Source organism: Streptomyces sp. SAT1, from assembly GCF_001654495.1.
Lineage (GTDB): Bacteria > Actinomycetota > Actinomycetes > Streptomycetales > Streptomycetaceae > Streptomyces > Streptomyces andamanensis.
On record NZ_CP015849.1, the window covers coordinates 3945925 to 3968651 of the forward strand.

The 22727-nt window shown below is 73.2% G+C and carries 19 protein-coding genes and 1 pseudogene; 12 read left to right on the forward strand and 8 right to left on the reverse strand.

All coding sequences use genetic code 11. The annotated features are described in order from the left end of the window. The first annotated feature begins 210 nt into the window (after positions 1-210). From nth to A8713_RS17085, 3 genes are all read left to right on the forward strand, one after another. Entirely contained in the window at positions 211-1275 is a 1065-nt protein-coding gene (gene nth, locus A8713_RS17075) for an endonuclease III (RefSeq protein ID WP_064534359.1), read from the forward strand. Between the two features lie 289 nt (positions 1276-1564). Then, the gene (locus tag A8713_RS17080) at positions 1565-2317 is read left to right on the forward strand and encodes an NUDIX hydrolase (protein WP_237305554.1); all 753 of its coding nucleotides are present in this window, start codon (positions 1565-1567) and stop codon (positions 2315-2317) included. A 125-nt stretch (positions 2318-2442) separates the two neighbouring features. Beyond that, positions 2443-3642, forward strand: coding sequence for a MarP family serine protease (locus A8713_RS17085; protein ID WP_064534360.1), 1200 nt, complete (start codon positions 2443-2445; stop codon positions 3640-3642). Between the two features lie 54 nt (positions 3643-3696). Here the strand turns inward: A8713_RS17085 and A8713_RS34300 are convergent, their stop codons facing one another. From A8713_RS34300 to A8713_RS17110, 6 genes are all read right to left on the reverse strand, one after another. Beyond that, positions 3697-3876: a hypothetical protein gene (locus tag A8713_RS34300; protein ID WP_078510012.1), complete on the reverse strand. Its 180-nt coding sequence runs from the start codon at positions 3874-3876 to the stop codon at positions 3697-3699. 175 nt (positions 3877-4051) lie between these two features. Further along, complete coding sequence (locus A8713_RS17090; protein ID WP_064534361.1) at positions 4052-5002, reverse strand: alpha/beta fold hydrolase; 951 nt, start codon at positions 5000-5002, stop codon at positions 4052-4054. Continuing rightward, positions 4999-5496: a phage holin family protein gene (locus A8713_RS17095; protein ID WP_064534362.1), complete on the reverse strand. Its 498-nt coding sequence runs from the start codon at positions 5494-5496 to the stop codon at positions 4999-5001. Before A8713_RS17095 ends, A8713_RS17090 begins: the two co-directional genes overlap by 4 nt. Before the next feature lie 68 nt (positions 5497-5564). Further along, positions 5565-7013 carry a Na+/H+ antiporter NhaA gene (nhaA, locus tag A8713_RS17100; protein WP_064534363.1) on the reverse strand — a complete coding sequence of 483 codons (1449 nt, stop codon included), beginning with the start codon at positions 7011-7013 and terminating at the stop codon, positions 5565-5567. A gap of 240 nt (positions 7014-7253) precedes the next feature. Then, positions 7254-9209, reverse strand: a complete 1956-nt coding sequence (acs, locus tag A8713_RS17105; RefSeq protein ID WP_064534364.1) for an acetate--CoA ligase — start codon at positions 9207-9209, stop codon at positions 7254-7256. Between the two features lie 216 nt (positions 9210-9425). Then, a complete protein-coding gene (locus A8713_RS17110; protein WP_064534365.1) occupies positions 9426-11957 on the reverse strand; it encodes a bifunctional SulP family inorganic anion transporter/carbonic anhydrase in 2532 nt (843 codons plus the stop codon). A 258-nt stretch (positions 11958-12215) separates the two neighbouring features. Between A8713_RS17110 and A8713_RS17115 the strand changes: the two genes are divergently transcribed. Further along, entirely contained in the window at positions 12216-13478 is a 1263-nt protein-coding gene (locus A8713_RS17115) for a hypothetical protein (protein WP_064534366.1), read from the forward strand. A 6-nt stretch (positions 13479-13484) separates the two neighbouring features. Here the strand turns inward: A8713_RS17115 and A8713_RS17120 are convergent, their stop codons facing one another. Continuing rightward, a complete protein-coding gene (locus tag A8713_RS17120) occupies positions 13485-14465 on the reverse strand; it encodes an ATP-binding protein (RefSeq protein ID WP_064537551.1) in 981 nt (326 codons plus the stop codon). Positions 14466-14565: 100 nt separating this feature from the next. Here A8713_RS17120 and A8713_RS17125 point away from each other — a divergent pair, with 100 nt between their 5' ends. Then, positions 14566-15390 (forward strand): Fic family protein, encoded by an 825-nt coding sequence (locus A8713_RS17125; protein ID WP_064534367.1) that lies wholly within the window; start codon positions 14566-14568, stop codon positions 15388-15390. A gap of 390 nt (positions 15391-15780) precedes the next feature. Here the strand turns inward: A8713_RS17125 and A8713_RS17130 are convergent, their stop codons facing one another. Beyond that, positions 15781-16611, reverse strand: a complete 831-nt coding sequence (locus tag A8713_RS17130) for an HAD family hydrolase (protein ID WP_079159013.1) — start codon at positions 16609-16611, stop codon at positions 15781-15783. 614 nt (positions 16612-17225) lie between these two features. Between A8713_RS17130 and ssd the strand changes: the two genes are divergently transcribed. The 7 genes and pseudogenes from ssd to A8713_RS32375 form a co-directional block, all read left to right on the forward strand. Next, entirely contained in the window at positions 17226-18329 is a 1104-nt protein-coding gene (gene ssd / locus A8713_RS17135) for a septum site-determining protein Ssd (protein WP_064534369.1), read from the forward strand. 179 nt (positions 18330-18508) lie between these two features. Then, entirely contained in the window at positions 18509-19735 is a 1227-nt protein-coding gene (locus tag A8713_RS17140; RefSeq protein WP_064537552.1) for a TadA family conjugal transfer-associated ATPase, read from the forward strand. A 77-nt stretch (positions 19736-19812) separates the two neighbouring features. Next, entirely contained in the window at positions 19813-20664 is an 852-nt protein-coding gene (locus tag A8713_RS17145; protein ID WP_064537553.1) for a type II secretion system F family protein, read from the forward strand. Between the two features lie 29 nt (positions 20665-20693). After that, on the forward strand, positions 20694-21515 hold the full coding sequence (locus tag A8713_RS17150; protein ID WP_064537554.1) for a type II secretion system F family protein: 822 nt from the start codon (positions 20694-20696) through the stop codon (positions 21513-21515). A gap of 133 nt (positions 21516-21648) precedes the next feature. Further along, complete coding sequence (locus A8713_RS32370) at positions 21649-21852, forward strand: DUF4244 domain-containing protein (RefSeq protein ID WP_078510009.1); 204 nt, start codon at positions 21649-21651, stop codon at positions 21850-21852. Then, a complete protein-coding gene (locus A8713_RS17155) occupies positions 21839-22309 on the forward strand; it encodes a TadE family type IV pilus minor pilin (protein WP_064534370.1) in 471 nt (156 codons plus the stop codon). The genes A8713_RS32370 and A8713_RS17155 overlap by 14 nt, the downstream gene beginning before the upstream one ends. Next, positions 22306-22581, forward strand: a pseudogene (locus A8713_RS32375) (Rv3654c family TadE-like protein); the annotation flags it as partial. The gene A8713_RS17155 and the pseudogene A8713_RS32375, both read left to right, overlap by 4 nt. Positions 22582-22727 lie beyond the last annotated feature (146 nt).

Genomic DNA, 22727 nt, shown 5'->3' on the forward strand with positions numbered 1-22727 from the left:
GGGGTACGCGGCAGGGGTCCAATCGGGCGCCGATCTTCGGGGTCCGGGGCGGATGTCGGTGCCGGGCCTTAGGCTGGCCGGGTGTCCGAATCGCCGGTGAGAGCACAGGCCGAGGGGGCTGGGCGGGTGGCTGCACGACAGGATTCCGCTGTGGGCGAACAGGCGCCCGACAGCGGCAGCGAAGCGACGAAACCGGCAAAGAGGACCCCTGTGACAAGAGCGGCCAAGAAGACCTCCGAGAAGCCCGGAAAGCCCGAGAAGCCCGCGAAGAAGGCTGCCACCGGGAAGAAGGCTGCACCCGCGAAGAAGGCTGCACCCGCTAGGACGTCCAAGACGTCCAGGACCTCCGCGGGCACGTCCGCAGGCAAGTCCGCGGCGAGCGGATCCGCCGCCGTGAAGAAGGCCGTGCCCCCGAAGAAGGTGGCCGTCGCCCCGGAGAAGGCCACCGCCGCAGTGGGGAAGGCGTCGTCCGTGCGGACGGTCGCCCCGAAGTCACGGAAGAACGAGTCGCACACCGCCCTGGTCCGCCGGGCCCGCCGCATCGACCGCGAGCTGGCCGAGGTGTATCCGTACGCCCACCCCGAGCTGGACTTCGAGAACCCCTTCCAGCTCCTGGTCGCCACCGTCCTGTCGGCGCAGACCACCGACCTGCGGGTCAACCAGACGACACCGGCGCTGTTCGCGAAGTACCCGACCCCCGAGGACCTGGCCGCCGCCGACCCGGAGGAGGTCGAGGGCATCCTCAGGCCCACCGGGTTCTTCCGCGCGAAGACCAGGTCGGTCATGGGTCTTTCCAGGGCCCTGGCGGAGGAGTTCGGCGGGGAGGTCCCGGGCCGTCTAGAGGACCTGGTGAAGCTGCCCGGCGTCGGCCGCAAGACCGCCTTCGTCGTCCTCGGCAACGCCTTCGGGCGCCCCGGCATCACCGTGGACACCCACTTCCAGCGGCTGGTGCGGCGCTGGCAGTGGACCGAGGAGACCGAGCCGGACAAGATCGAGGCGGCCGTCGGAGCGCTCTTCCCCAAGAGCGAGTGGACGATGCTCTCGCATCATGTGATCTTCCACGGCCGCCGTATCTGCCACGCCCGCAAGCCCGCCTGCGGGGCCTGCCCGATCGCTCCGCTCTGCCCGGCGTACGGGGAAGGGGAGACCGACCCGGAGAAGGCGAAGAAGCTGCTGAAGTACGAGAAGGGCGGCTTCCCCGGTCAGCGCCTCAAGCCGCCGCAGTCCTACCTGGACGCGGGCGGCAGGCCGGCACCGCCGCTGGCGGCCGGATGACGGCAGCCGACCGGCCCGGCCGCACCGGCCGCCGCGCCCGGTGCGGAACGATCTCGGTGCCCCCGCGCGTTGGACCGGGCAGGACGGCGGCGACGGCCACCGGGACGAGGGCGGGACAGAGGACCGGCCGGGCCGGCGGCTCGGGCGCGGACCCCGTGGGCACAGACCTCGTGGGCACGGACCGCGCGGGTGCGAGCCGCGCGGACGCGGGCGCACGGACACGTACAGGTACACGTACAGGCTCAGGCACGGACGCAAGGACCCGGACGGACCGGGGGCGGGGGTGGCGATGACGCGGGCGGGCGAGACGGCGCACGGGACCCGGACGGACCGGGCCGGCGCGGAGGACCGGACGGCCGGCCGGGTGCCGGGCGGCCCGGTGGCGCTGAGCACGGAGGGGCTGCCCGAGTGGTTGGACCCCGTCGTGCGGGTCGTCGGGACGGTCCAGCCCGTCCAGCTGAGCCGCTTCCTGCCGCCGGAGGACGGCGCGGGACGCCAGTCCGCCGTCCTCGTGCTGTTCGGCGAGGGGGCCCGCGGGCCCGAACTGCTGCTCATGGAGCGGGCGAGTTCGCTGCGTTCGCACGCCGGGCAGCCGTCCTTCCCGGGCGGGGCGCTCGATCCCGAGGACGGCGATCCGCAGGGCGACGGCCCGCTGCGGGCCGCGCTGCGCGAGGCCGAGGAGGAGACCGGACTCGACCCGGACGGCGTCCAGTTGTTCGGTGTGCTGCCCCGGCTCTACATCCCGGTCAGCGGGTTCGTCGTGACGCCCGTGCTCGGCTGGTGGCGCGCGCCCAGCCCGGTGGCCGTCGTCGACCCGGCGGAGACCGCCCGGGTCTTCACGGTCCCCGTGGCGGATCTCACCAACCCCGGCAACCGCGCCACGGCCGTGCACCCCAGCGGTCACCGAGGCCCGGCATTCCTGGTCGAATCGGCCCTCGTGTGGGGCTTCACGGCCGGAATCATCGACCGGCTGCTGCACTACGCGGGCTGGGAGACGCCCTGGGACCGCGAGAAGCAGGTCCCGCTCGACTGGCGGTCATGACAGGGTGGGCCCGTGCCGTTCGGGCCGGAGCCTTCCGGAACGATGTGTTCCCTCGCCGCGCGGCGGCGGGCCGGGCCCCGGCCGACCTGTGGTGACCGGAAGACGATGAGGCGAGGCTCGACGCGGTGAACGTGCTGGACATCCTGCTGCTGGTCGCCGCCGTGTGGTTCGCAGTCGTCGGATACCGCCAGGGATTCGTCGTCGGCATCCTGTCGGTGATCGGCTTCCTGGGCGGCGGACTGGTCGCCGTGTACGCGCTCCCGGTGATCTGGGACGCCCTGACCGACCACACACCGGTCAGTACGACCGCGGCCGTGGTCGCGGTGGTCGTCGTGATCATCTGCGCCTCGGTCGGCCAGGCCCTCACCACCCACCTCGGCAACAAGCTGCGTGTGCACATCACCTGGTCCCCGGCCCGCGCGCTGGACGCGACCGGCGGCGCCGTGGTCAACGTCCTCGCGATGCTGCTGGTCGCCTGGCTGATCGGCTCGGCCCTGGGCGGCACGACGATACCGACGCTCGGCAAGGAGGTCCGCACCTCGCAGGTGCTGCTCGGTGTCTCCCGGGTGATGCCCCAGCAGGCGGACACCTGGTTCGCGGACTTCACCTCGGTCCTCGCGCAGAACGGCTTCCCGCAGGTCTTCAGCCCGTTCACCGACGAGCCCATCACTGACGTACAGCCTCCGGACCCGGCGCTGCGCGACAGCGCGGTCGCCCGCAGCGCCAAACGGTCGGTGGTCAAGGTCGTCGGCACCGCGAGCAGTTGCGGCAAGGTGCTGGAGGGCAGCGGGTTCGTCTTCGGCCCCCGCCGCGTCATGACCAACGCCCATGTCGTCGGCGGCGTCGACGAACCCACCGTCCAGATAGGCGGCGAGGGCCGGAAGTACGACGCCAAGGTCGTGCTGTACGACTGGCACCGCGACATCGCCGTGCTCGACGTACCGGACCTGAAGGCGCCCGTGCTGCGCTTCTCCGACTCGGTCGCGCACAGCAAGGACGGCGCGATCGTCGCCGGCTTCCCGGAGAACGGCGCGTACGACGTGCGCTCCGCGCGCGTGCGCGGGCGCATCACGGCCAACGGTCCGGACATCTACCACCGCGGCACCGTCCGCCGCGACGTCTACTCGCTGTACGCGACGGTCCGCCAGGGCAACTCCGGTGGCCCGCTGCTCACCACGGACGGCGAGGTCTACGGCGTGGTGTTCGCGAAGTCCCTCGACGACGCCGAGACCGGCTACGCGCTCACGGCCGGTGAGATCGAGCAGGACATCGCCGAGGGGCGCACCGCCGTGCAGCAGGTGGACACCGACCGCTGCGCGATGTGAGGTCAGCACAGCCGGACCGCACCCCGCAGGGAAAGCGGTCCGGCCGGTGCGGGATCAGCCGCGGGGATGCCGCAGGCGTACGGAGACCCAGCGGGCCCGGCGGCGCAGGATGCGCGGAATGCCGACCCGGGGGTCCGTGCCCGTCAGTTGCGGGGCTTCCCGGTGAAGGGAGCCCGGACCGCTCGCCGAACGGCGGGTGCGTGCTACGTCACTGTAGTCGTGCGTCCAGCCCATACCCCGACGTCTGCCCCCCTCCGAAGGTCGATAACCTCCCGGGCGCCCTCGATTTGGCCTATGCGCGGGGCAATTGGCCGTTCGACGGACAGGCGTTCACGTCCGGATACCGGGCGCGACGGCGCCGTCACGGACCGCCCTCGCGGGGGTGCCGCCGGTCCGGTCCCCGAGGGCCTCACCGGTCCGGTTCGGGATCCTTCAGCCAGTTGACCAGTTCGGTCGAGAAGGCCACCGGGTCCTCCTCGTGCGGGAAGTGCCCGAGACCGTCGAACAGGCGCCAGCGGTAGGGCGCCTCGACGTACTCGCCGGAACCGGCGGCGCTGCGGGTGCGCTGCACCGGGTCGAGGGAACCGTGCAGATGCAGGGTCGGCACGAGCACCGGGCGCTTCATCCGGCGGTAGAACTGGATGCCGTCCGGCCGGGCCAGGGAGCGCACCAGCCAGCGGTACGGCTCCACGGAGCAGTGCGCCGTGGAGGGGATGCACATCGCCCTGCGGTACGTCTCCAGCGCCTCGTCGTCCGGCAGCCGCGGGCCCGACCAGTCCTGGACCAGCCGGGCCACCAGCGCGCCGTCGTCGGCGGTGAGCTGCCGCTCGGGGATCCACGGCCGCTGGAAGCCCCAGATGTAGGAACTCGCCGCGGTCTGCCGGGCGTCGGAGAGCATCGACGAGCGCCAGCGGCGGGGGTGCGGCATCGAGGAGACCGCGAGCCGCCGGACCAGCTTGGGGCGCATCGCCGCCGCCGTCCACGCCAGATAGCCGCCCAGGTCGTGGCCGACCAGGGCCGCGTCCGGCTCGCCCAGGGAGCGGATCACGCCGGTGACGTCGAGGGCGAGGTTGGCGGGGTCGTAGCCGCGCGGTGTGCGGTCGCTGCCGCCGACGCCGCGCAGGTCCATCGCCACGGCCCGGAAGCCCGCGTCGGCGAGCGCGGTGAGCTGGTGCCGCCAGGTCCACCAGAACTGCGGGAACCCGTGCAGCAGCAGCACCAGCGGCCCGTCGCCCGTCTCGGCGATGTGGAAACGCGCGCCGTTGGCGGCGACATCCCGGTGTGTCACCTTCCGGGCGCCGGGCACGTCGGCCCGTACGACCGAGGTCGGTTGCGCCGAAGGAGTGGCGGGGTCCGTCATGAGGACGAGCGTGCCACAGCCTCGATGGCCTGCGGTGCCCGGTCCTCCAGCGCGGGGGTCTGCGGACGCGGGTGCGGCTTGGCGTTCTGGAGCACTCCGGCGGTCTGCTTCATGGAGGCGGCGACCTTCTGGGGGCCCTTGCCCTTCTTGGCCTTCTTGAAGAAGACGAGGCCGACCAGCAGCAGAAGAAGCGCGATCAGGACGTTGGCCGCGAAGGAGAGCAGGAAGCACCAGCCGAGGTTCCAGCCGCCGCTCCAGGTGCGGATGCCGTACGCGAGCGCGAAGTTGAGCATCGGCAGCGAGAACAGCAGCATGGCGCCGGCCGCCGTGGTCAGCGCGCCGGCGATCCCGCCGCGTGTGACGTCCTTCTTCAGCTGCGCCTTCGCCAACGCGATCTCGTCGTGCACCAGCGCGGACATCTCCGCCGTCGCCGCGGCGACCAACTGGCCGATGCTGCGTTCGGCGCCGACCGGGCTGCCGTCGGGTGCGCTCATCGCGGTCTCCCTTTTCTGCCTGACCCTGCGTTCCGGGAACGGCCGGGTTTTTGTACCGTCCCGTCAGATCATGCCGGACTGTCGTTCTGCTCGCCTGCCCCGCCCTGCACTTCCGCACTCCGTCCTGCCCGTTCGGCCTCCTGGCGGGCGGCGACGGCGCGGTGTTCGGCGGCCTTGCGTTCGAGGATGGCCGCCATGCGGAGGTGGTACGCGGGGTCGCCCTCCTCGTACACGTCGGGGATGCCGTCGAGATCGTCGTCGCGCTCCTCGTCCGCGCACATCCGGCGGTACTTGGCGTTGCGGACCTTGAGCAGCACCGTCGCGATCAGCGTGGCGATCAGCGAGCCGGTGAGGACGGCGGCCTTGACCTCGTCGGTCAGCGTGGCGTCGCCGTCGAAGGCCAGCTCGCCGATGAGCAGGGAGACGGTGAAGCCGATCCCGGCCAGCGTGGCGAGCGCGAAGACGTCGGCCCAGGCCAGGTCGTCGCTGAGCGAGGCCCGGGTGAACCGGGTGGTGAGCCAGGTCCCGCCGAAGATGCCGACGGTCTTGCCGACGACCAGACCGAGCACGACACCGAGCGTCTCGGGCCGGGTGAACACATCGGCCAGGGCCCCGCCGGAGACGGACACACCTGCGCTGAACAGCGCGAACAGCGGCACGGCCAGACCCGCCGACAGCGGCCGGACGAGATGCTCGATGCGCTCGCCCGGCGAGTGCTCCTCGCCCTCGCGGGTGGAGCAGCGCAGCATCAGGCCCATCGCGACGCCCGCGATGGTGGCGTGCACGCCGCTGTTGTACATCAGGGCCCAGATGACCAGGGCGAGCGGTACGTACACGTACCACCCGCGCACGCCCTTGCGCAGCAGCAGCCAGAAGACGGCCAGGCCCGCGAAGGCTCCGCCGAGGGCGGCGAAGTTCAGGTTGTCGGTGAAGAAGACCGCGATGATCAGGATGGCGAAGAGGTCGTCGACGACGGCGAGGGTGAGCAGGAAGGCGCGCAGGGCGCTGGGCAGCGAGGTGCCGATGACCGCGAGCACGGCCAGCGCGAAGGCGATGTCGGTGGCGGTCGGCACCGCCCAGCCGCCGAGCGAGCCGCCGCCGGTGAGGTTGGTGAGTGCGTAGACGGCGGCGGGGGCCACCATGCCGCACAGCGCGGCGACCACCGGCAGCGCCGCGGCCCGGGGGTCCTTGAGGTCGCCGGCGACCAGTTCGCGTTTGAGTTCGATGCCGGCGACGAAGAAGAAGACCGCGAGGAGCCCGTCGGCGGCCCAGTGCGCGACGGACAGGTCGAGGCCGAGGGCGGCGGGGCCGAGGTGGAAGTGGCTGACGCGCTCGTAGCTCGTGTGCAGTGCCGGGACGTTCGCCCACACCAGCGCGGCGATCGCGGCGAGCAGCAGCAGGACACCGCCGACCGTCTCGGTGCGCAGCGCGTCCGCGACGAAGTTCCGCTCCGGCAGGGACAGGCGCCCGAAGGCCTTGCGGGGGGCGCGAGGGGTGCGGGGGCGGTCGGTGACCACGAAAACCTCCGGTCGGTGGGCAGCGCTGAGCACATGCCGACCAGACTTCCCGGCGCACCTGAGGATCTTGTTGTGTTGTAGCTCTGTCCAGTCTACGCATCCGGGGGCATCCGGCGTCAGCTGCGCCGGGTGCCCCCGGATGAGGTGGCCTGCGAGGGCGTGCCCTGGACGCGGGGTCCGGGGACGCGGGGTCCGGGGGACGCGGTGTTCCCCTGCGGGCGGCGCCCTCGCGGGCCTGGGTCAGTCCTCGCTGGGCGCCGCCGGCAGCTTCGCCTGGATGAAGTCCATGACCGTGGAGTCCGTCAGCGTCGTGACGTCTCCGAGCTGCCGGTTCTCCGCCACGTCCCGCAGCAGACGGCGCATGATCTTGCCGGACCGGGTCTTCGGCAGCTCCGCCACCGGCAGGACCCGCTTGGGCTTGGCGATCGGCCCGAGCGTGCTGCCGACGTGGTTGCGCAGCTCGGTGACCAGGTCGTCGCTCTCGGCGGCCGAACCGCGCAGGATCACGAAGGCCACGATCGCCTGCCCGGTGGTCTCGTCCGCCGCGCCGACCACGGCCGCCTCGGCGACCGAGGGGTGCGAGACCAGCGCGGACTCCACCTCGGTGGTGGAGATGTTGTGGCCGGAGACCAGCATCACGTCGTCGACCCGGCCGAGCAGCCAGATGTCGCCGTCGTCGTCCTTCTTGGCGCCGTCACCGGCGAAGTAGCGGCCCTCGAAGCGCGACCAGTAGGTGTCGATGAACCGCTGGTCGTCGCCCCAGATGGTGCGCAGCATCGACGGCCACGGCTCGGTGAGCACCAGGTAGCCGCCGCCGCCGTCGGGCACCTCGTTCGCCTCGTCGTCGACGACGGTCGCGCTGATGCCGGGCAGCGCGCGCTGGGCGGAGCCGGGCTTGGCGTCGGTCACGCCCGGCAGCGGGGAGATCATGATGCCGCCGGTCTCCGTCTGCCACCAGGTGTCGACGACCGGGGTGCGGTCCGCGCCGATGTTCTTGCGGTACCAGATCCACGCCTCCGGGTTGATCGGCTCACCGACCGAGCCGAGCACCCGCAGGGAGGACAGGTCGAACTTCGCGGGGATGTCGTCGCCCCACTTCATGAACGTGCGGATCGCCGTCGGCGCCGTGTACAGGATCGTGACCCCGTACTTCTGCACGATCTCCCAGAAGCGGCCCTGGTGCGGGGTGTCCGGCGTGCCCTCGTACATGACCTGCGTCCCGCCGTTGGCCAGCGGGCCGTACACGATGTAGGAGTGGCCGGTGACCCAGCCGACGTCGGCGGTGCACCAGTACACGTCGGTCTCCGGCTTCAGGTCGAAGACGGCCCAGTGCGTGTAGGCGACCTGCGTGAGGTAGCCGCCGGAGGTGTGCAGGATGCCCTTGGGCTTCCCGGTGGTGCCCGAGGTGTAGAGGATGAACAGCGGGTGCTCGGCCTCGAACGCCTCGGGGGTGTGCTCGGCCGACTGGCGCCCGACCACCTCGTGCCACCACAGGTCCCGGCTGTCGTCCCAGGCGACGTCCTGGCCGGTGCGGCGGACCACGAGCACATTGCGCACGCCCGTGGCGCGGCCGACGGCCTCGTCGACGGCGGGCTTGAGCGCGGACGGCTTGCCGCGCCGGTAACCGCCGTCGGCCGTGATGACGACCTTGGCGTCGGCGTCCTGGATGCGGGTGGCGAGCGCGTCCGAGGAGAAGCCGCCGAAGACGACGGAGTGCGCCGCGCCGATGCGGGCGCAGGCCAGCATCGCGACGGCCGTCTCCGGGATCATCGGCATGTAGATCGCGACCCGGTCGCCCTTCCGGACGCCGAGTTCCAGCAGGGCGTTGGCCGCCCTGGACACCTCGTCCTTGAGCTCGGCGTAGGTGATGGCGCGGCTGTCGCCGGGCTCGCCCTCGAAGTGGATCGCGACCCGGTCGCCGTTGCCGGCCTCGACGTGCCGGTCCACGCAGTTGTACGCGACGTTGAGTGTGCCGTCCTTGAACCACTTGGCGAACGGCGGGTTCGACCAGTCGAGGGTCTCGGTCGGCTCCTTGGCCCAGGTCAGCCGGCGGGCCTGCTCGGCCCAGAAGCCGAGCCTGTCAGCCTTGGCCTGTTCGTACGCCTCGGCCGTGACGTTGGCGTTGGCGGCCAGGTCAGCGGGCGGCGGAAACCTGCGGTTCTCGCGAAGCAGGTTGGCCAGGCTTTCGTTGCTCACGACATCTCCCTTTCCCAGGGTGTCCGTTGTGTCCCAGGCCACAGCTCATCAGACCCGGGGGCCGGATGACAAGGGCCGACAGGTAATTGGTTTAGACCTGTTGTGGAGTGTTCGCACAGCTCCTGCGGCGGGTGACGGGTGTCGCCCGGCTTCAGCATGGCCCCCGGGAGCCGGGGAGACCATGCCCGGGGGCATGCGTGTCGCCGGGCGGCCGGGTCACACCGCGCTGGGCAGGTCTTTCACCGATTCCGTCGGCCGCGGGGCGTCCGGTCCCGCCGGGGCGCCCGGCGGCCCCGCCGTCCCGGCCGCCGGTACTGTCTCCGCCGCCGACCCTGTCGTCTGTGCTGCCTCTGCTGCCCCTGCTTCGTCTGCGGTCCGTGCCGCCTCCGCCGCCACGGGGACGAAGACCGCGCCGCCGTCTCCGGCCCCGGCAGGGTCCGTGAGCAGGTACGCCTGGGCCTCGGCCACCTGGAAGTACATCCCGTGCAGCTCCAGCGTGCCCGCGCGCAGTGCCCGTGCCACCGAGTCGTGGGCGCGCAGGTGCTCCAGCTGCTGGACGACATTGGCCAGGCTCAGCCGCTCGGTCTCGTCGGCGGGCATCCGGCCGGCCAGCAGGGGGACGGTGCCGTCCGTGGCGCGCAGCCGCTCCAGGCTCGGTGCCCCGTGCCGCAGCCAGCGCCCGAGGGACGTCGCGCCGTCCCCGGTGCCGGGCCGCGAGCCGAGGAGGGCCTGCATCGCCCCGCACCCGGAGTGGCCGCACACCGTGAGGGAGCGCACCCCCAGCACGTCCACCGCGTACTCGATCCCGGCGGCCACCGAGTCGTCGCCGCGCTCCTGGCCGGGGAGCGGGACGAGGTTGCCCACGTTGCGCACGACGAACAGGTCACCGGGGCCGCTGGCGGTGATCATCGAGGTGACCAGGCGGGAGTCGGCGCAGGTGAGGAAGAGCTGGGACGGCTGCTGGCCTTCTCTGGCCAGCCGGGCCAGTTCGTCGCGCACATGCGGCGCGGTGGTGCGCTGGAACAGGCCGATGCCGCGGGCCAGTTGCTCCCCGCTGGGTCCGGGTGCCCCGGCCGCGCGGGACGGGGCGCCCGGCGTGGGACGTACCTCGGAGCGGGTGGCGGGGGCGGGGCACTGGTGGTTGCGCCAGGGCGTCCAGGGCCGGCAGCGGCACACGGCGCCGTCCGGACCGGTCGGCTCACCGACCCGGACCGCTCTGCGGCGTCCGGTGAGCCGGACGGAACCTCCCTGCGCGGTGTGGGCGCGCTGCCAGTCCTGCAGCGATTCGTAGGCCGCGTGGTCCATGAAGGAGCCGTCCAGCTCGACGACCGAGACCGCGCCCCGGGGCACCCGGTGCAGGACCCGGCTGAGCCGCGGCACCGCGAGGAACGTCAGCTGGCCCCGGACGCGTACGTGATGCACCCCCTTCTTCTCGTCGTGCGTGATGCGGGTGCGGGCCAGGCGGTGCAGGGCGACGGCGACGGCGGTGGCGACGCCGAGGGCCACGCCCTGGAGGACTCCGAGACCCACCACCCCGAGGGCCGTCACGGCGTACACGGCCACCTCCCGGTGGCGGGTCACCGTACGGATGTGGTGCAGGGAGACCATCTGGACGCCGACGGCCATCACCAGGGCGGCGAGCGCGGCCAGCGGGATGGACTCCAGGACCGGGACGAGCAGCAGCGCGGCGGCCACGACGAGCGCGCCGTGCAGCATCGTGGCGTCCCGGCTGACGGCGCCCGCGCGCACGTTCGCCGAGCTGCGGACGGCGACTCCGGCGACGGGCAGCCCGCCGAGCGCGCCCGAGACGACGTTCGCCGCGCCCTGGCCGAGCAGTTCCCGGCCGAGGTCGGAGCGGGCTGCGGGGGCGGGCGGCCCCGGCCGGCCCGCGGCCAGTCTGTCCACGGCGACGGCGCCGAGCAGCGACTGCACGCTGCACACCAGAGTGGTGCTGAGCACGGCCGCCGCCAGGCCGAGGACCGGCCCGTCGGGCAGCCCGGCCAGGGCGTGGCTGCGCCAGGACGGCAGGTCGACCCTGGGCAGGATCAGTCCGCACAGGGAGGCGACGGCGGTGGCCCCGGTGACGGCGACCAGCGCGGCGGGCACCGGGCGCAGCAGGCGCCCCGCCCGGCCGGGGAGCCGGGGCCAGGACAGCAGCAGGGTCAGGGTGAGCGCGCCGACGGCGAGCGCGGCGGGATCGGCGCCGGCCAGCTGGGAGGGCAGCGCGCGCAGGTTGTCCGGCACGGAACTCTGCGGGCTGCCGCCGAGGACGATGTGCAGTTGGGCCACGGCGATGGTGAGGCCGATGCCGGCGAGCATGCCGTGCACGACGGCGGGGCTGACGGCGAGCGCGGCGCGGGCCACCCGGAGGCAGCCCAGAGCGAGTTGGACGAGACCGGCGAGGACGGTGATGGCGCAGGTCGTGCGCCATCCGTAGCGGTGGATCAGGTCGGCGGTGACGACGGTGAGCCCGGCGGCCGGGCCGCTGACCTGCAAGGGCGAGCCGCCGAGGCGGCCGGCGACCAGTCCGCCCACGGCGGCGGCCACGAGGCCGGCCTGGAGCGGGGCGCCGGTGGCGAGGGCGATGCCGAGGGAGAGCGGCAGGGCGATCAGGAAGACCGCGACGGCGGCCGACAGATCGGCGCCCGCGACACGGGGAAGGCGGCGGCGCGGCGGCGGACTGTGGGGCGGGTGCGCGCGCCTGGTGCACGCGGAGTCGGTGGGGGAGGAGGGGGTGCGGACAGGCATGGCTCGGCTCTCCTCTGGGAGAAGGCGAATGCAACGCTTGGTAAAGCAAAAGTAATGCAACGTAAAGTTCCAGCACAGCTTTTCTGCACAAATGGGGCAGCGAATCACCTTGAAGGGTGAAGTGGGGTTTTTATCGGCTTGTCGTACTAATTCCTTCTCGCCTTCGTGCGACCTTGACGGCGCTGTCGGCACGGCCGGCACAGCACCAGCACACGCCGTCTCGGCGTAGGACGAGAGAAGGAAGAAGGTGGGCGGAACATGGCCGCCAACCAGAGGATCGCCGCGAGCGTCGTCGCCGCCGTGGCCTGTGCCTCGGCGCTCGCCGGTTGCGCGAGTGGCAGCGACGCACCCCGGCGCGAGGGCGCGCACGGCGCGCCCAAGGCCGCGCAGGCGCCCGGGAGCCCCGTCCGTCTCATCGGCGACGGGTCGACCTCGTACACCGGAGCCCAGCCGCACCTGCCCAAGCCGCAACGGCTGAAGGCCGGTGAGAAGCCTCCCCAGTTCGTCGTCTTCTCCTGGGACGGCGCGGGCGAGGACAGCCAGAAGCTGTTCTCCCACTTCCGCAAGGTGGCCAAGGACAATCACGCCAACATGACGTTCTTCCTCAGCGGCGTGTACATGCTGCCGGAGGAGAAGCGCGATCTGTACCGGCCGCCGCAGCACGCGCAGGGCAGTTCGGAGATCGGCTTCAACGACGCCCAGGGCATCGCGGACACCGCCGAGCAGGCACGCCTGGCGTGGCTGGAGGGCAATGAGATCGGCACCCACTTCAACGGCCACTTCTGCGGTCCCGACGGCGGGGCCGGCCAGTGGTCGGTCGACGAGTGGAAGAGCGAGATCGACCAGGCCAAGCAGTTCGTGAAGACCTGGAAGTCCAACAGCGGGCTGAAGAACGTGCCCGCGCTGCCCTTCGACTACGACAAGGAGCTGATCGGCGCCCGCACCCCCTGCCTGGAGGGCCAGAAGAACTTCATGAAGGCGGCGAGCCAGCTGGGCTTCCGCTACGACAGCAGCGGCGTCAACAACCAGCTGTGGCCCAAGAAGAAGGACGGGCTGTGGGACCTGTCGATGCAGCTGGTTCCCTTTCCCGGCCACACCTTCGAGCAACTGACCATGGACTACAACTTCATGGTCAACCAGTCGGGCACCCAGACCCAGGGCGACCCCGACAAGTTCGACTACTGGGGCAACCAGATGCGCGACGGCCTGCTCCAGGGCTTCAACCGGGCCTACGACGGGAACCGGGCCCCGCTGGTCATCGGCAACCACTTCGAGTCGTGGAACGGCGGCACCTACATGCGCGCCGTGGAGGACGTCGTGAAGGAGGTGTGCAACAAGCCCGACGTGCGCTGCGTCTCCTTCCACCAGCTGGCCGACTGGCTGGACGCGCAGGACCCGCAGACCCTGGCCAAGCTGCGCGGCCTGGAGGTGGGCGAGGCGCCCAAGCAGGGCTGGGCGTCCTTCCTGTCGGCCCGTCCGGCTCCGGCGCCCAAGGGAGTGCCCGGGGCGCCCAAGCCGTAGCGCCCGTCAGGCGGAGGCGGTGACGCCCTCGCCGAGCACGAAACCGGGGTCGATCTGGGCCGCGAGGTCGGCCCCGGTGCGCTCGTTGCCCCAGGAGGTGGCGTTCTTCAGGTGGAAGTGCGCCATCTGCTGGGTGTAGCGCTCCCAGTCGCGCAGCTCGTACGTGGCGTCGGCGGCCACCTGGAGGGTGCGCAGGGCGCGGCGGTTGGCGTCCTCCACCAGCTCGAAGCGGGGCGGCCGGCCCTTCTCCATGGCGCGCACCCAGTCGGACTGCCCGACGGTCACGAGCAGGTCGTCGCCGACCTCGGAGCGCAGGAAGTCGAGATCGTCCGGCCCCTGCACCTTGTTGCCGACGACCCTCAGGACGACGCCGAAGTCCCGGGCGTACTCCTTGTACTGCCGGTAGACGGAGACGCCCTTGCGGGTCGGCTCGGCGACCAGGAACGTGATGTCGAAGCGGGTGAACATGCCGGACGCGAACGAGTCCGAACCGGCCGTCATGTCCACCACGACGTACTCGTCGCGGCCGTCCACCAGGTGGTTCAGATACAGCTCCACCGCGCCCGTCTTGGAGTGGTAGCAGGCGACCCCCAGGTCGGCGTCGGTGAAGGGGCCGGTGACCATGAGACGAACGGCGCCGCCGTCGAGTTCCACCGCCCGCGCGCAGGCGTCGTAGAGCGGGTTGTTCTCGGCGACGCGCAGCAGCCGCGAACCCTCGCCGGGCGGCGTGGTCTTGATCATCGTCTCGGCGGAGGCGATGCGCGGGTTGCTGCCGCGCAGGTAGTCCTTGATCAGCGGCAGCCGGTCGCCCATCGCGGGCAGCTCCGCCGCGCGGGCCTCCTCCAGGCCCAGTGCCGCTCCCAGATGCTGGTTGATGTCGGCGTCGACCGCGACGACGGGCGCGCCGGTCGCCGCGAGATGGCGGATGAAGAGGGACGACAGCGTGGTCTTGCCGCTGCCGCCCTTCCCGACGAAAGCAATTTTCATGTTCACCAAGCGTAGTACCGCGATAGCTGTACGTGGCAGCTTGCGTGAAGAAGACCACTCCTTCGAGGCAGGGGAGGGCCGGGTGCGTAGGGTCGGACGCATGAGTACGACAGGCGCGACCGCTGATCCGCTCGCGACCCTGGGCTCCCTGCCCGGGGTGGCCGAGTCCGTGGAATCCGTGCGCAAGGCCGTGGACCGGGTCTACGGGCACCGGATCATGCGGCGCCGGAGCAACGCCGTCACCTCCGAGGCGGCGCTGCGCGGCGCGCGCGGCTCCGGGGCGCTGTCGGGGGCGGACTGGGCCCTGGAGGAAGTGCGTCGGCGCACCGACTTCAGCGGTGACGACGAGGCGCGCATCCTGGGAGCCGCGCTGCGGCTGACGGCCGAGGCCGGACAACTGCTGTCCGTCTGGCGGCAGTCGCCGCTCAGGGTGCTGGCCCGCCTGCATCTGGTGGCCGCCGCGGGTACGGAGGACTCCGTCGGCCGGCCGCGCCAGGAGGGCGAGGGCGTCGACGAACCGCTGATCGAGCTGGCGCCACCGGGCGCGTCCGAGGTCTCCGGCCGGCTGGAGGGGCTGTCCGAGCTGATCGTCGCGGGCAGTTCCGCACCGGCGCTGGTGACGGCGGCCGTGGTGCACGGCGAGATCCTGGCGCTGCGCCCCTTCGTCTCCCACAACGGCCTGATCGCCCGCACCGCGGAACGCATCATCCTGGTCGGCAGCGGCCTGGACCCGAAGTCGGTCTGCCCGGCGGAGGTCGGCCACGCCGAACTGGGCCGCGCGGCCTATCGGGCCGCCCTCGACGGCTATGTCTCGGGGACCCCGGAGGGCATGGCGGCCTGGATCGCCCACTGCGCCGGGGCGGTCGAGCTGGGTGCGCGGGAGTCGACGGCGGTGTGCGAGGCGCTCCAGCGCGGAGCGGCGTAGCCGGACAGCGGTCGGACAAGACTCGGACGGCAGTCGGACAAGGGTCGCGGCGGTACGACACGTCGTACCGCCGCTGACATGAGCACCGCGTTACCAAGCGTCCTCGATATGTCGCCCATCAGGCCGGGGACTTTGCCCGTCACCTGGTGCGGCTGGCCCGTAATCGACGGGTCGACGTCGCGTGGGTGCCCGGTGTTCATGCTCGGTCCGTGGGGCCGAATGCGTTGAAAAGGTGATCCTTTCGGATGTCCTCAGGTCTCGCGGGCCGTTGAGTCCTTTGTACTGCACCCGGGTGACAAGCGGAACCCCTGCCCACACTTCTTTACTTTGCGCCCCAAACGGGTCACAAAGGGGCGCCGTCCGGCCGCTCTCCGCCGCCCCGGCAGCCGCTCAGGAGAGAGCGCGCCGCCGGCTCGCGTACCAGACGAGACCCGCGGTGGCCGCCGCCGCTCCCACGGCCGCCATCGCGACCAGGGCCGGGCGCGGGGGCACGGAGAGCGTGCGCAGCCGCCGCTTGAGCCGCACCGGGCGGTGGAAGTCGAGGATCGGCCACTGGCGCGCGACGGCCTCGCGGCGCAGCGCCCGGTCCGGGTTGACGGCGTGCGGATTGCCGACCGCCTCCAGCATCGGCACATCGGTGACCGAGTCGCTGTACGCGTAGCACCGGGCGAGGTCGTACCCCTCGGACACGGCCAGTTCACGGACCGCCTCCGCCTTCGTCGGTCCGTACGCGTAGTACTCCACCTCGCCGGTGAAGCACCCGTCGTCGCCCACCACCATCCGGGTGGCCACCACCCGGTCGGCACCGAGCAGTTCTCCGATCGGCTCGACCACCTCGGCGCCCGAGGTGGAGACGATGACGACGTCCTGTCCGGCGCTGTGGTGCTCCTCGATGAGGGAGGCGGCCTCGTCGTAGATGATCGGGTCGATCAGATCGTGCAGCGTCTCGGCGACGATCTCCTTGACCTGTCGTACGTTCCAGCCGCGGCACAGCGCGGACAGGTACTCGCGCATGCGCTCCATCTGGTCGTGGTCGGCGCCTCCGGCGAGGAAGACGAACTGGGCGTATGCGGTGCGCAGCACAGCCCTGCGGTTGATCAGTCCGCCTTGGTAGAACGACTTGCTGAAGGTGAGCGTGCTCGACTTCGCAATGACCGTCTTGTCCAGATCAAAGAACGCCGCTGTGCGGGGCAAGGAGTGGTTTTCCACAAGGTCGAGCATAGGGGCAGCCCATTCGGCGTAAGCTGCGCGTGTGGGTTTGCCTGAGAGGGCTCTCGGGTACACCATGGAAGTCACGGATCGTTCGCGACCGTGCTAACCCGGCCCGACTCCTCCCCCCCCGAGTCGGCCGTGGAGACGACCCCCGCTCTCCCCCCCGGCGGGGGTCGTCGCATGTCCGGAGGGGTTTTCTCCCGCTCCCTGCCCGCCCGGTGCGGCCATTCGGCCCCGGCGGGCCCTCGCGCGGCCCTCTCGGCATTCCTCATGATCCGTGACTGCGCGTAGTCGTTGGGCTGCGCTGCGGAAGTCGTACGGGGATCGGCACAGGGGTCACCGGTTTGGGTGACCGCCATTTTCACAGGCACTGAGTTGTCCACAGATTTCGACCAAGATCCACATCAATTTCCGGATCGCTGCACCGTGATTCCTGCGCGCACCGCTGACGGCGGAGTTCATGGCCGGTTCCGTTTGTCGGGCGCGTTTGGCCGGTTTCTGTCGGCCGTCCACGCCGGTTTCCGGCGGCCGCTCATATGCGGACCGCTCGCCGGTTCTTGGTCTGTCCGGAATCACGCGGGGCGACGAGCCGCGCGCACGACGCAGCGAAGGGGGAGCGGCCCATGGCCGTCACCGTCACCCATGATCCGTCCTCCGGCACCGGAGGGCGCCGGAGCGGCCCGCTGATCATCACCGAGGACGCCGACCTCCTCGACGACCTGCTGCGCCTGTGCGCGGCGGCCGGCGCCACCCCCGAGGTGCACCACGGCGTGCCCGAGCACCGGGGCGGCTGGGAGGCCGCGCCGCTGGTGCTGGTCGGGGACGACGCCGCACCGCGGGTGCGCACCGCCTCGCGCAGACGGGGCCTCGTGCTGGTCGGCCGGGACCAGGACGACTCCGGCATCTGGCGGCGCGCCGTCGAGATCGGCGCCGACCATGTGCTGGTGCTGCCCGACGGCGAGCAGTGGCTGGTCGACCGGATCGCCGATGTCGCCGAGGGCGTCGGCCGTCCCGCGCTCACCGTCGGCGTCATCGGCGGGCGCGGCGGCGCGGGCGCCTCCACCCTCGCCTGCGCGCTCGCCGTGACCTCCGCGCGGGAGGGGTTGCGCACCCTGCTCGTGGACGCCGATCCGCTGGGCGGCGGGCTCGATGTGCTACTGGGCGGGGAGGCCGCCGAGGGGCTGCGCTGGCCCGCCTTCGCGACCTCGCGCGGGCGGGTCGGCGGCGGCGCCCTGGAGGAGTCGCTGCCCCGGCTGCACTCGCTGCGCGTGCTCAGCTGGGACCGCGGTGACTGTGTCGCCGTCCCGCCGCAGGCCGTCCGCGCGGTGCTGGCCGCGGCTCGGCGCGGCGGCGGGGCCGTCGTGGTCGACCTGCCCCGCCGGGTCGACGAGGGCGCCGCCGAGGCGCTGGCCCAGATCGACGTCGGACTGCTCGTGGTCCCCGCCGAGCTGCGCGCCGTGGCGGCCGCCGCCCGGGTCGCCTCGGTGGCCGGCATGGTCCTGCGCGATCTGCGCGTCGCGGTACGCGGCCCGTACGCACCCGGGCTCGACGACCGCGAGGTGGCCCGGCTGCTCGGACTGCCGCTGGCGGGGGAGGTGCCGGTGGAGTCCGGGCTGCGGCGCCCCGGCGAGGGCAGGACACCGCCCGGCGCGACCGCGCGCGGCCCGCTGGCCCGGTTCTGCACCGGCTTCTGGGAGCGGGCCCTGACCGAGGCGGGCGCCGCGTGAGGGCCCCGGCCGAGCAGTGGCGGCGTTCCTCCGGGAACGGCAGGACCGGACGGCACGGGGACGACCGGGACGGAGCGGGCCGGGACGGAGCGGGCCGGGACGGGGGCAGGTGGGACACGGCCGGGCGGCACACGGCGGCCGGCGGTCCGCGTGTGCTCCGGGCAGCGGAACCGCCGGGCATGCCCGCCCGGCTCCTGGACGGCGTACGCCAGTGGCTCGCCGAGAGCGGCGCCGAACCGACACCCGCGCGCGTGGCCCAGGCCCTGCGCGAACAGGGTCGTGTGCTCGGTGACGCGGAGGTGCTCGGCGCGGCCGAGCGGCTGCGCTCCGAACTGATCGGCAGCGGTCCGCTGGAGGCGCTGCTCGCCGACCCGTCCGTGACCGACGTCCTGGTGTCGGCGCCCGACGAGGTCTGGGTGGACCGCGGAGGCGGACTGGAGCGGGCCTCCGTCGCCTTCTCCGACGCGGCGGCCGTACGCCGTCTGGCCCAGCGGCTGGCGGCCGTGGCGGGGCGGCGCCTGGACGACGCCCGGCCGTGGGCCGACGCCCGCCTGCCCGACGGCACCCGGCTGCACGCGGTGCTGCCCCCGGTCGCCGTCGGCTGCACCTGCCTGTCCCTGCGCGTCGTCCGGCCTCGGGCCTTCACCCTCGGCGAACTGGTCGCCGCGGGCACGGTTCCGCCGGGCGGGGACCGGGTGCTGCGGGCCCTCGTAGAGGCCCGCCTGTCCTTCCTCGTCAGCGGCGGCACCGGCAGCGGCAAGACCACACTGCTCAGCGCGCTGCTGGGCCTGGTCGGGCCGGGCGAGCGCATCGTGCTCGCCGAGGACTCCGCGGAGCTGCGCCCCGACCATCCGCACGTCGTCCGCCTGGAGACGCGGCCCGCCAACCAGGAGGGAGCGGGCCTGGTCACCCTGGAGGACCTGGTCCGCCAGGCCCTGCGCATGCGGCCGGACCGCCTGGTGGTGGGTGAGGTGCGCGGCGCCGAGGTGGTGCATCTGCTGGCCGCGCTGAACACGGGCCACGAAGGCGGGTGCGGGACGGTGCACGCCAACGCGGCGGCGGACGTCCCGGCCCGCCTGGAGGCCCTGGGCACCACCGCGGGGCTGGACCGGGCCGCCCTGCACAGCCAGGTGGCCGCCGCGCTGTCGGTGGTGGTCCACCTGGCGCGCGACCGCTCCGGGCGGCGGCGCATCGCCGAGGTGCGGGTGCTGGAGCGGGACGCGTCCGGGCTGGTGCGCACGGTCCCGGCGCTGCGCTGGGGCGCGGACGCCTTCGTGGAGGAACCGGGCTGGGAGCGGCTGCGGGCGCTGCTCCGTCCGGTGGACCTCGCGGACCCGGGGGACGCGAGGGGCACAAGCGACGCGAGGGACGCGGCCGGTCCGGTGGGCGGGAGGCGGGAGCGGTGAGCGTCCTGGAGCAGGTGGTGCGCCTGCTGAACGAGGCGGTCTCCTGCCTGCTGGTGCCGCCGGCCCTCCCGCAGTCGGTGTATGTCGCGGCGGCCCTGGTGTGCGCGCTCGCGGCAGTCCGGCTGCTGGGCGGATGGCACTTCGGGGCGCGGCGGGCCCGCCTGCTGCTCGCCGGTGGCGGAGCGGTGCCTTCGCCGCCCCCGCTGGAGGCCCGGCTGCGTGACGGGCTGGCGGGGCTGCGCGCTCGGCTGCGGGCCGAGTGGTGGGCACCGGCCGCCGGACTGCTGCTGGCCGTGCTGGGCGGCTCCGTGCTGCCGGTCGTCGCGGGGGCGGCCGGGCTGCCCGTGCTGCGCAGGGCCCGGCTGGCACAGGCCGCCCGGCGGGCCCGGGAACGGCGTGCGGACGCGGTGATCGCCCTGTGCGGGGCGCTCGCCGGGGAGGTACGGGCCGGGCGGCAGCCGGGTCAGGCCCTGCTGTGCGCCGTCCGGGACGCGGGCGGCTTCGGGGACTCCCAGGCGGCCGTGCTGGCGGCGGCGCGATTCGGCGGGGACGTGCCCGGCGCGCTTTCCGTCGCGGCCCGGCGACCGGGTGCCGGGGGACTGCGGGGGCTCGCCGCGTGCTGGCGGGTCGCCGTCGACCAGGGGGCGGGCCTGGCGGCGGGGCTCGACCGGCTCGAAGCGGCGCTGCGCGCGGAGCGCGACCAGCGCGCCGACCTGCGGGCCCAGTTGGCGGGCGCCCGCGCGACGGCGGTGATGCTCGCCGGCCTGCCCGCCCTCGGCCTCCTGCTCGGTACGGCCATGGGCGCCGATCCGCTGCATGTGCTGCTGCACACCGGCGCGGGCATGGGCTGCCTGCTCGTCGGGGGCGTGCTGGAAGGCATGGGGCTGTGGTGGGCCCTGGGGATCGTGCGACGGGCGGAGGCGGCGTGAACGCGGGCGGCTCGGGCGTGCCGGACGCCATGAACGTTGTCCACAGGCTGGGGACGGTGGCGGCAGTGGCGACTGCCCTGGGCGTTCCGGTGTGGCGGCTGCTGGCGGTGCGCCGGGGGCGGCGGGTACGGCGGCGCACGGCCTCGCTGCTGGCGGCCTTCCCGGCGGCGCACTCACCGCCGGTGGCGGACGGTCCCTCAGGGGCGAAGCCCGCCGGACGTCTCCCGGTGTCGCGGGCCGCCGTACGGCGGAGAGTTCCGGCGGTGGCTGTCGCGGGCGCCGCCTGGATGCTCGTCGGGGGACCGGCGGGCGTCGTGACGGGGCTGGCCTGTGCGGTGGGGCTGTGGTGGTGGCAGCAGCGATCCGGGGACCGGCCACGGCCCGAGGCCGGGGTCGACGCGGCCGAGGCCGCCCGGCAGCTTCCGCTCGCCGCCGATCTGCTGGCCGCCTGCATCGCGGCCGGCGCCGGTCCGGTGATCGCCGCGCAGGCGGTGGGAGAGGCCCTGGAAGGACCGGTCGGTGAGGCCCTGGCGCGGGGAGCGGCGGAGGTGCGGCTCGGTGGCGCCGACGACGCCTGGCACGGACTCGCCGCGATACCGGGCGCCGCGCCCCTCGCACGGCTGCTGGAACGGGCCGGTGAGTCCGGGTTCCCCGCCGCCGTCCCGGCGGCTCGGCTGGCCGCCGATGTGCGCGCCGACCGCGGACGCACGGCCACGGCACGTGCCCGGCGTGCGGCCGTGCTGGTCACCGCACCGGTGGGGCTGTGCTTCCTGCCCGCCTTCGTCGCCATCGGCGTGCTGCCCGTGGTGATCGGCCTCGCGGGCGGGGTGTGGAGAGGCGGTGGCGGCTGAGAGGACGAGGACCCAGACGACACGACCGACACAACCGACACGACTGACATGACCGATGCGACCGACATGACCGATGCGACTGATGCGACAAGCGATGCGAACGACAACGGAACGACACCCCACGGGGGCTGAGATGAACACGAAGGCGGCATGGACAAGGCTGCGTGGCCTGGCGGTCCGTATGCGCAGGGACACCGGAATGGTCACGTCCGAGTACGCGATGGGCATCATCGCGGCGGTGGCGTTCGCGGTGCTGCTGTACGAGGTGGTGACCAGCGGGCAGGTCAAGACGGAGCTCCAGAACATCGTGAAGCGGGCGCTCAGTGCCCGGATGTGAGCACCGCCGGGGCGGCGCGCGTGACGGGCGCGGCGTGCCCGGTGGCGACCGGGGGTTCGTGACGGCGGAGGTCGCCATGGTCCTGCCCGTGCTGGTGCTGGTGGTGACCACGCTGGTGTGGGGGCTGCTCGTCGTGCTCGCGCAGATCCAGTGCGTGGACGCGGCGCGGGTCGGGGCGCGGGCGGCCGCCCGCCAGGACCCGGACGGCGCGGTGGTCCTGGTGACCCGCCGGACGGCGCCTCGCGGCGCGAAGGTCACGGTGTCCCGGAGGGCGGGGCAGGTCCGTGTGGTCGTCAGCGCGTCGCCCCCGGGGCTGGGCCTGCTGCCCTTCCAGCTGAGGGAGGAGGCCGTGGCCGAGGCGGAGGAAGCGGCCGTGACGGCCGTGGCGGACGGGAGGCCAGGGCCGGCCGGGTCGAGCGGCGCGGCGGTGCGCGAGGGGCGGGAGGAGGTTTCATGACGCGCCGCTTCGCCGAGCGCGACCGGGGCTCCGCCACCGTCTGGAGCGTCGGGGCGATCGCCCTGCTGTGCGCGGTGTTCGGCACCGGCCTCGCGCTGGGACAGGCCGTGGTCGTCCGGCACCGGGCGGCCGGCGCGGCCGACCTGGCGGCGCTGGCCGCCGCCGACCACTGGGCGCTGGGCGGTGCCGCGGCCTGTGCCCGCGCCGACCGGGTGGCACGGGCGCAGGGCGCCCGCCTCGTCCGGTGCGCGCTCGTGGGCGACGTCTCGGATGTCACGGCGGCCTCGGGACACGGGCCGTTCGCGGCACAGGTCCGGGCCAGGGCGGGTCCACCGGACCAGCCGGACCAGCCGGACCAGCCGGACCGGGTGGGTCAGGTGGGTCAGGTGGGTCAGGTGAGCTGGGGTAGCCAGAGGGC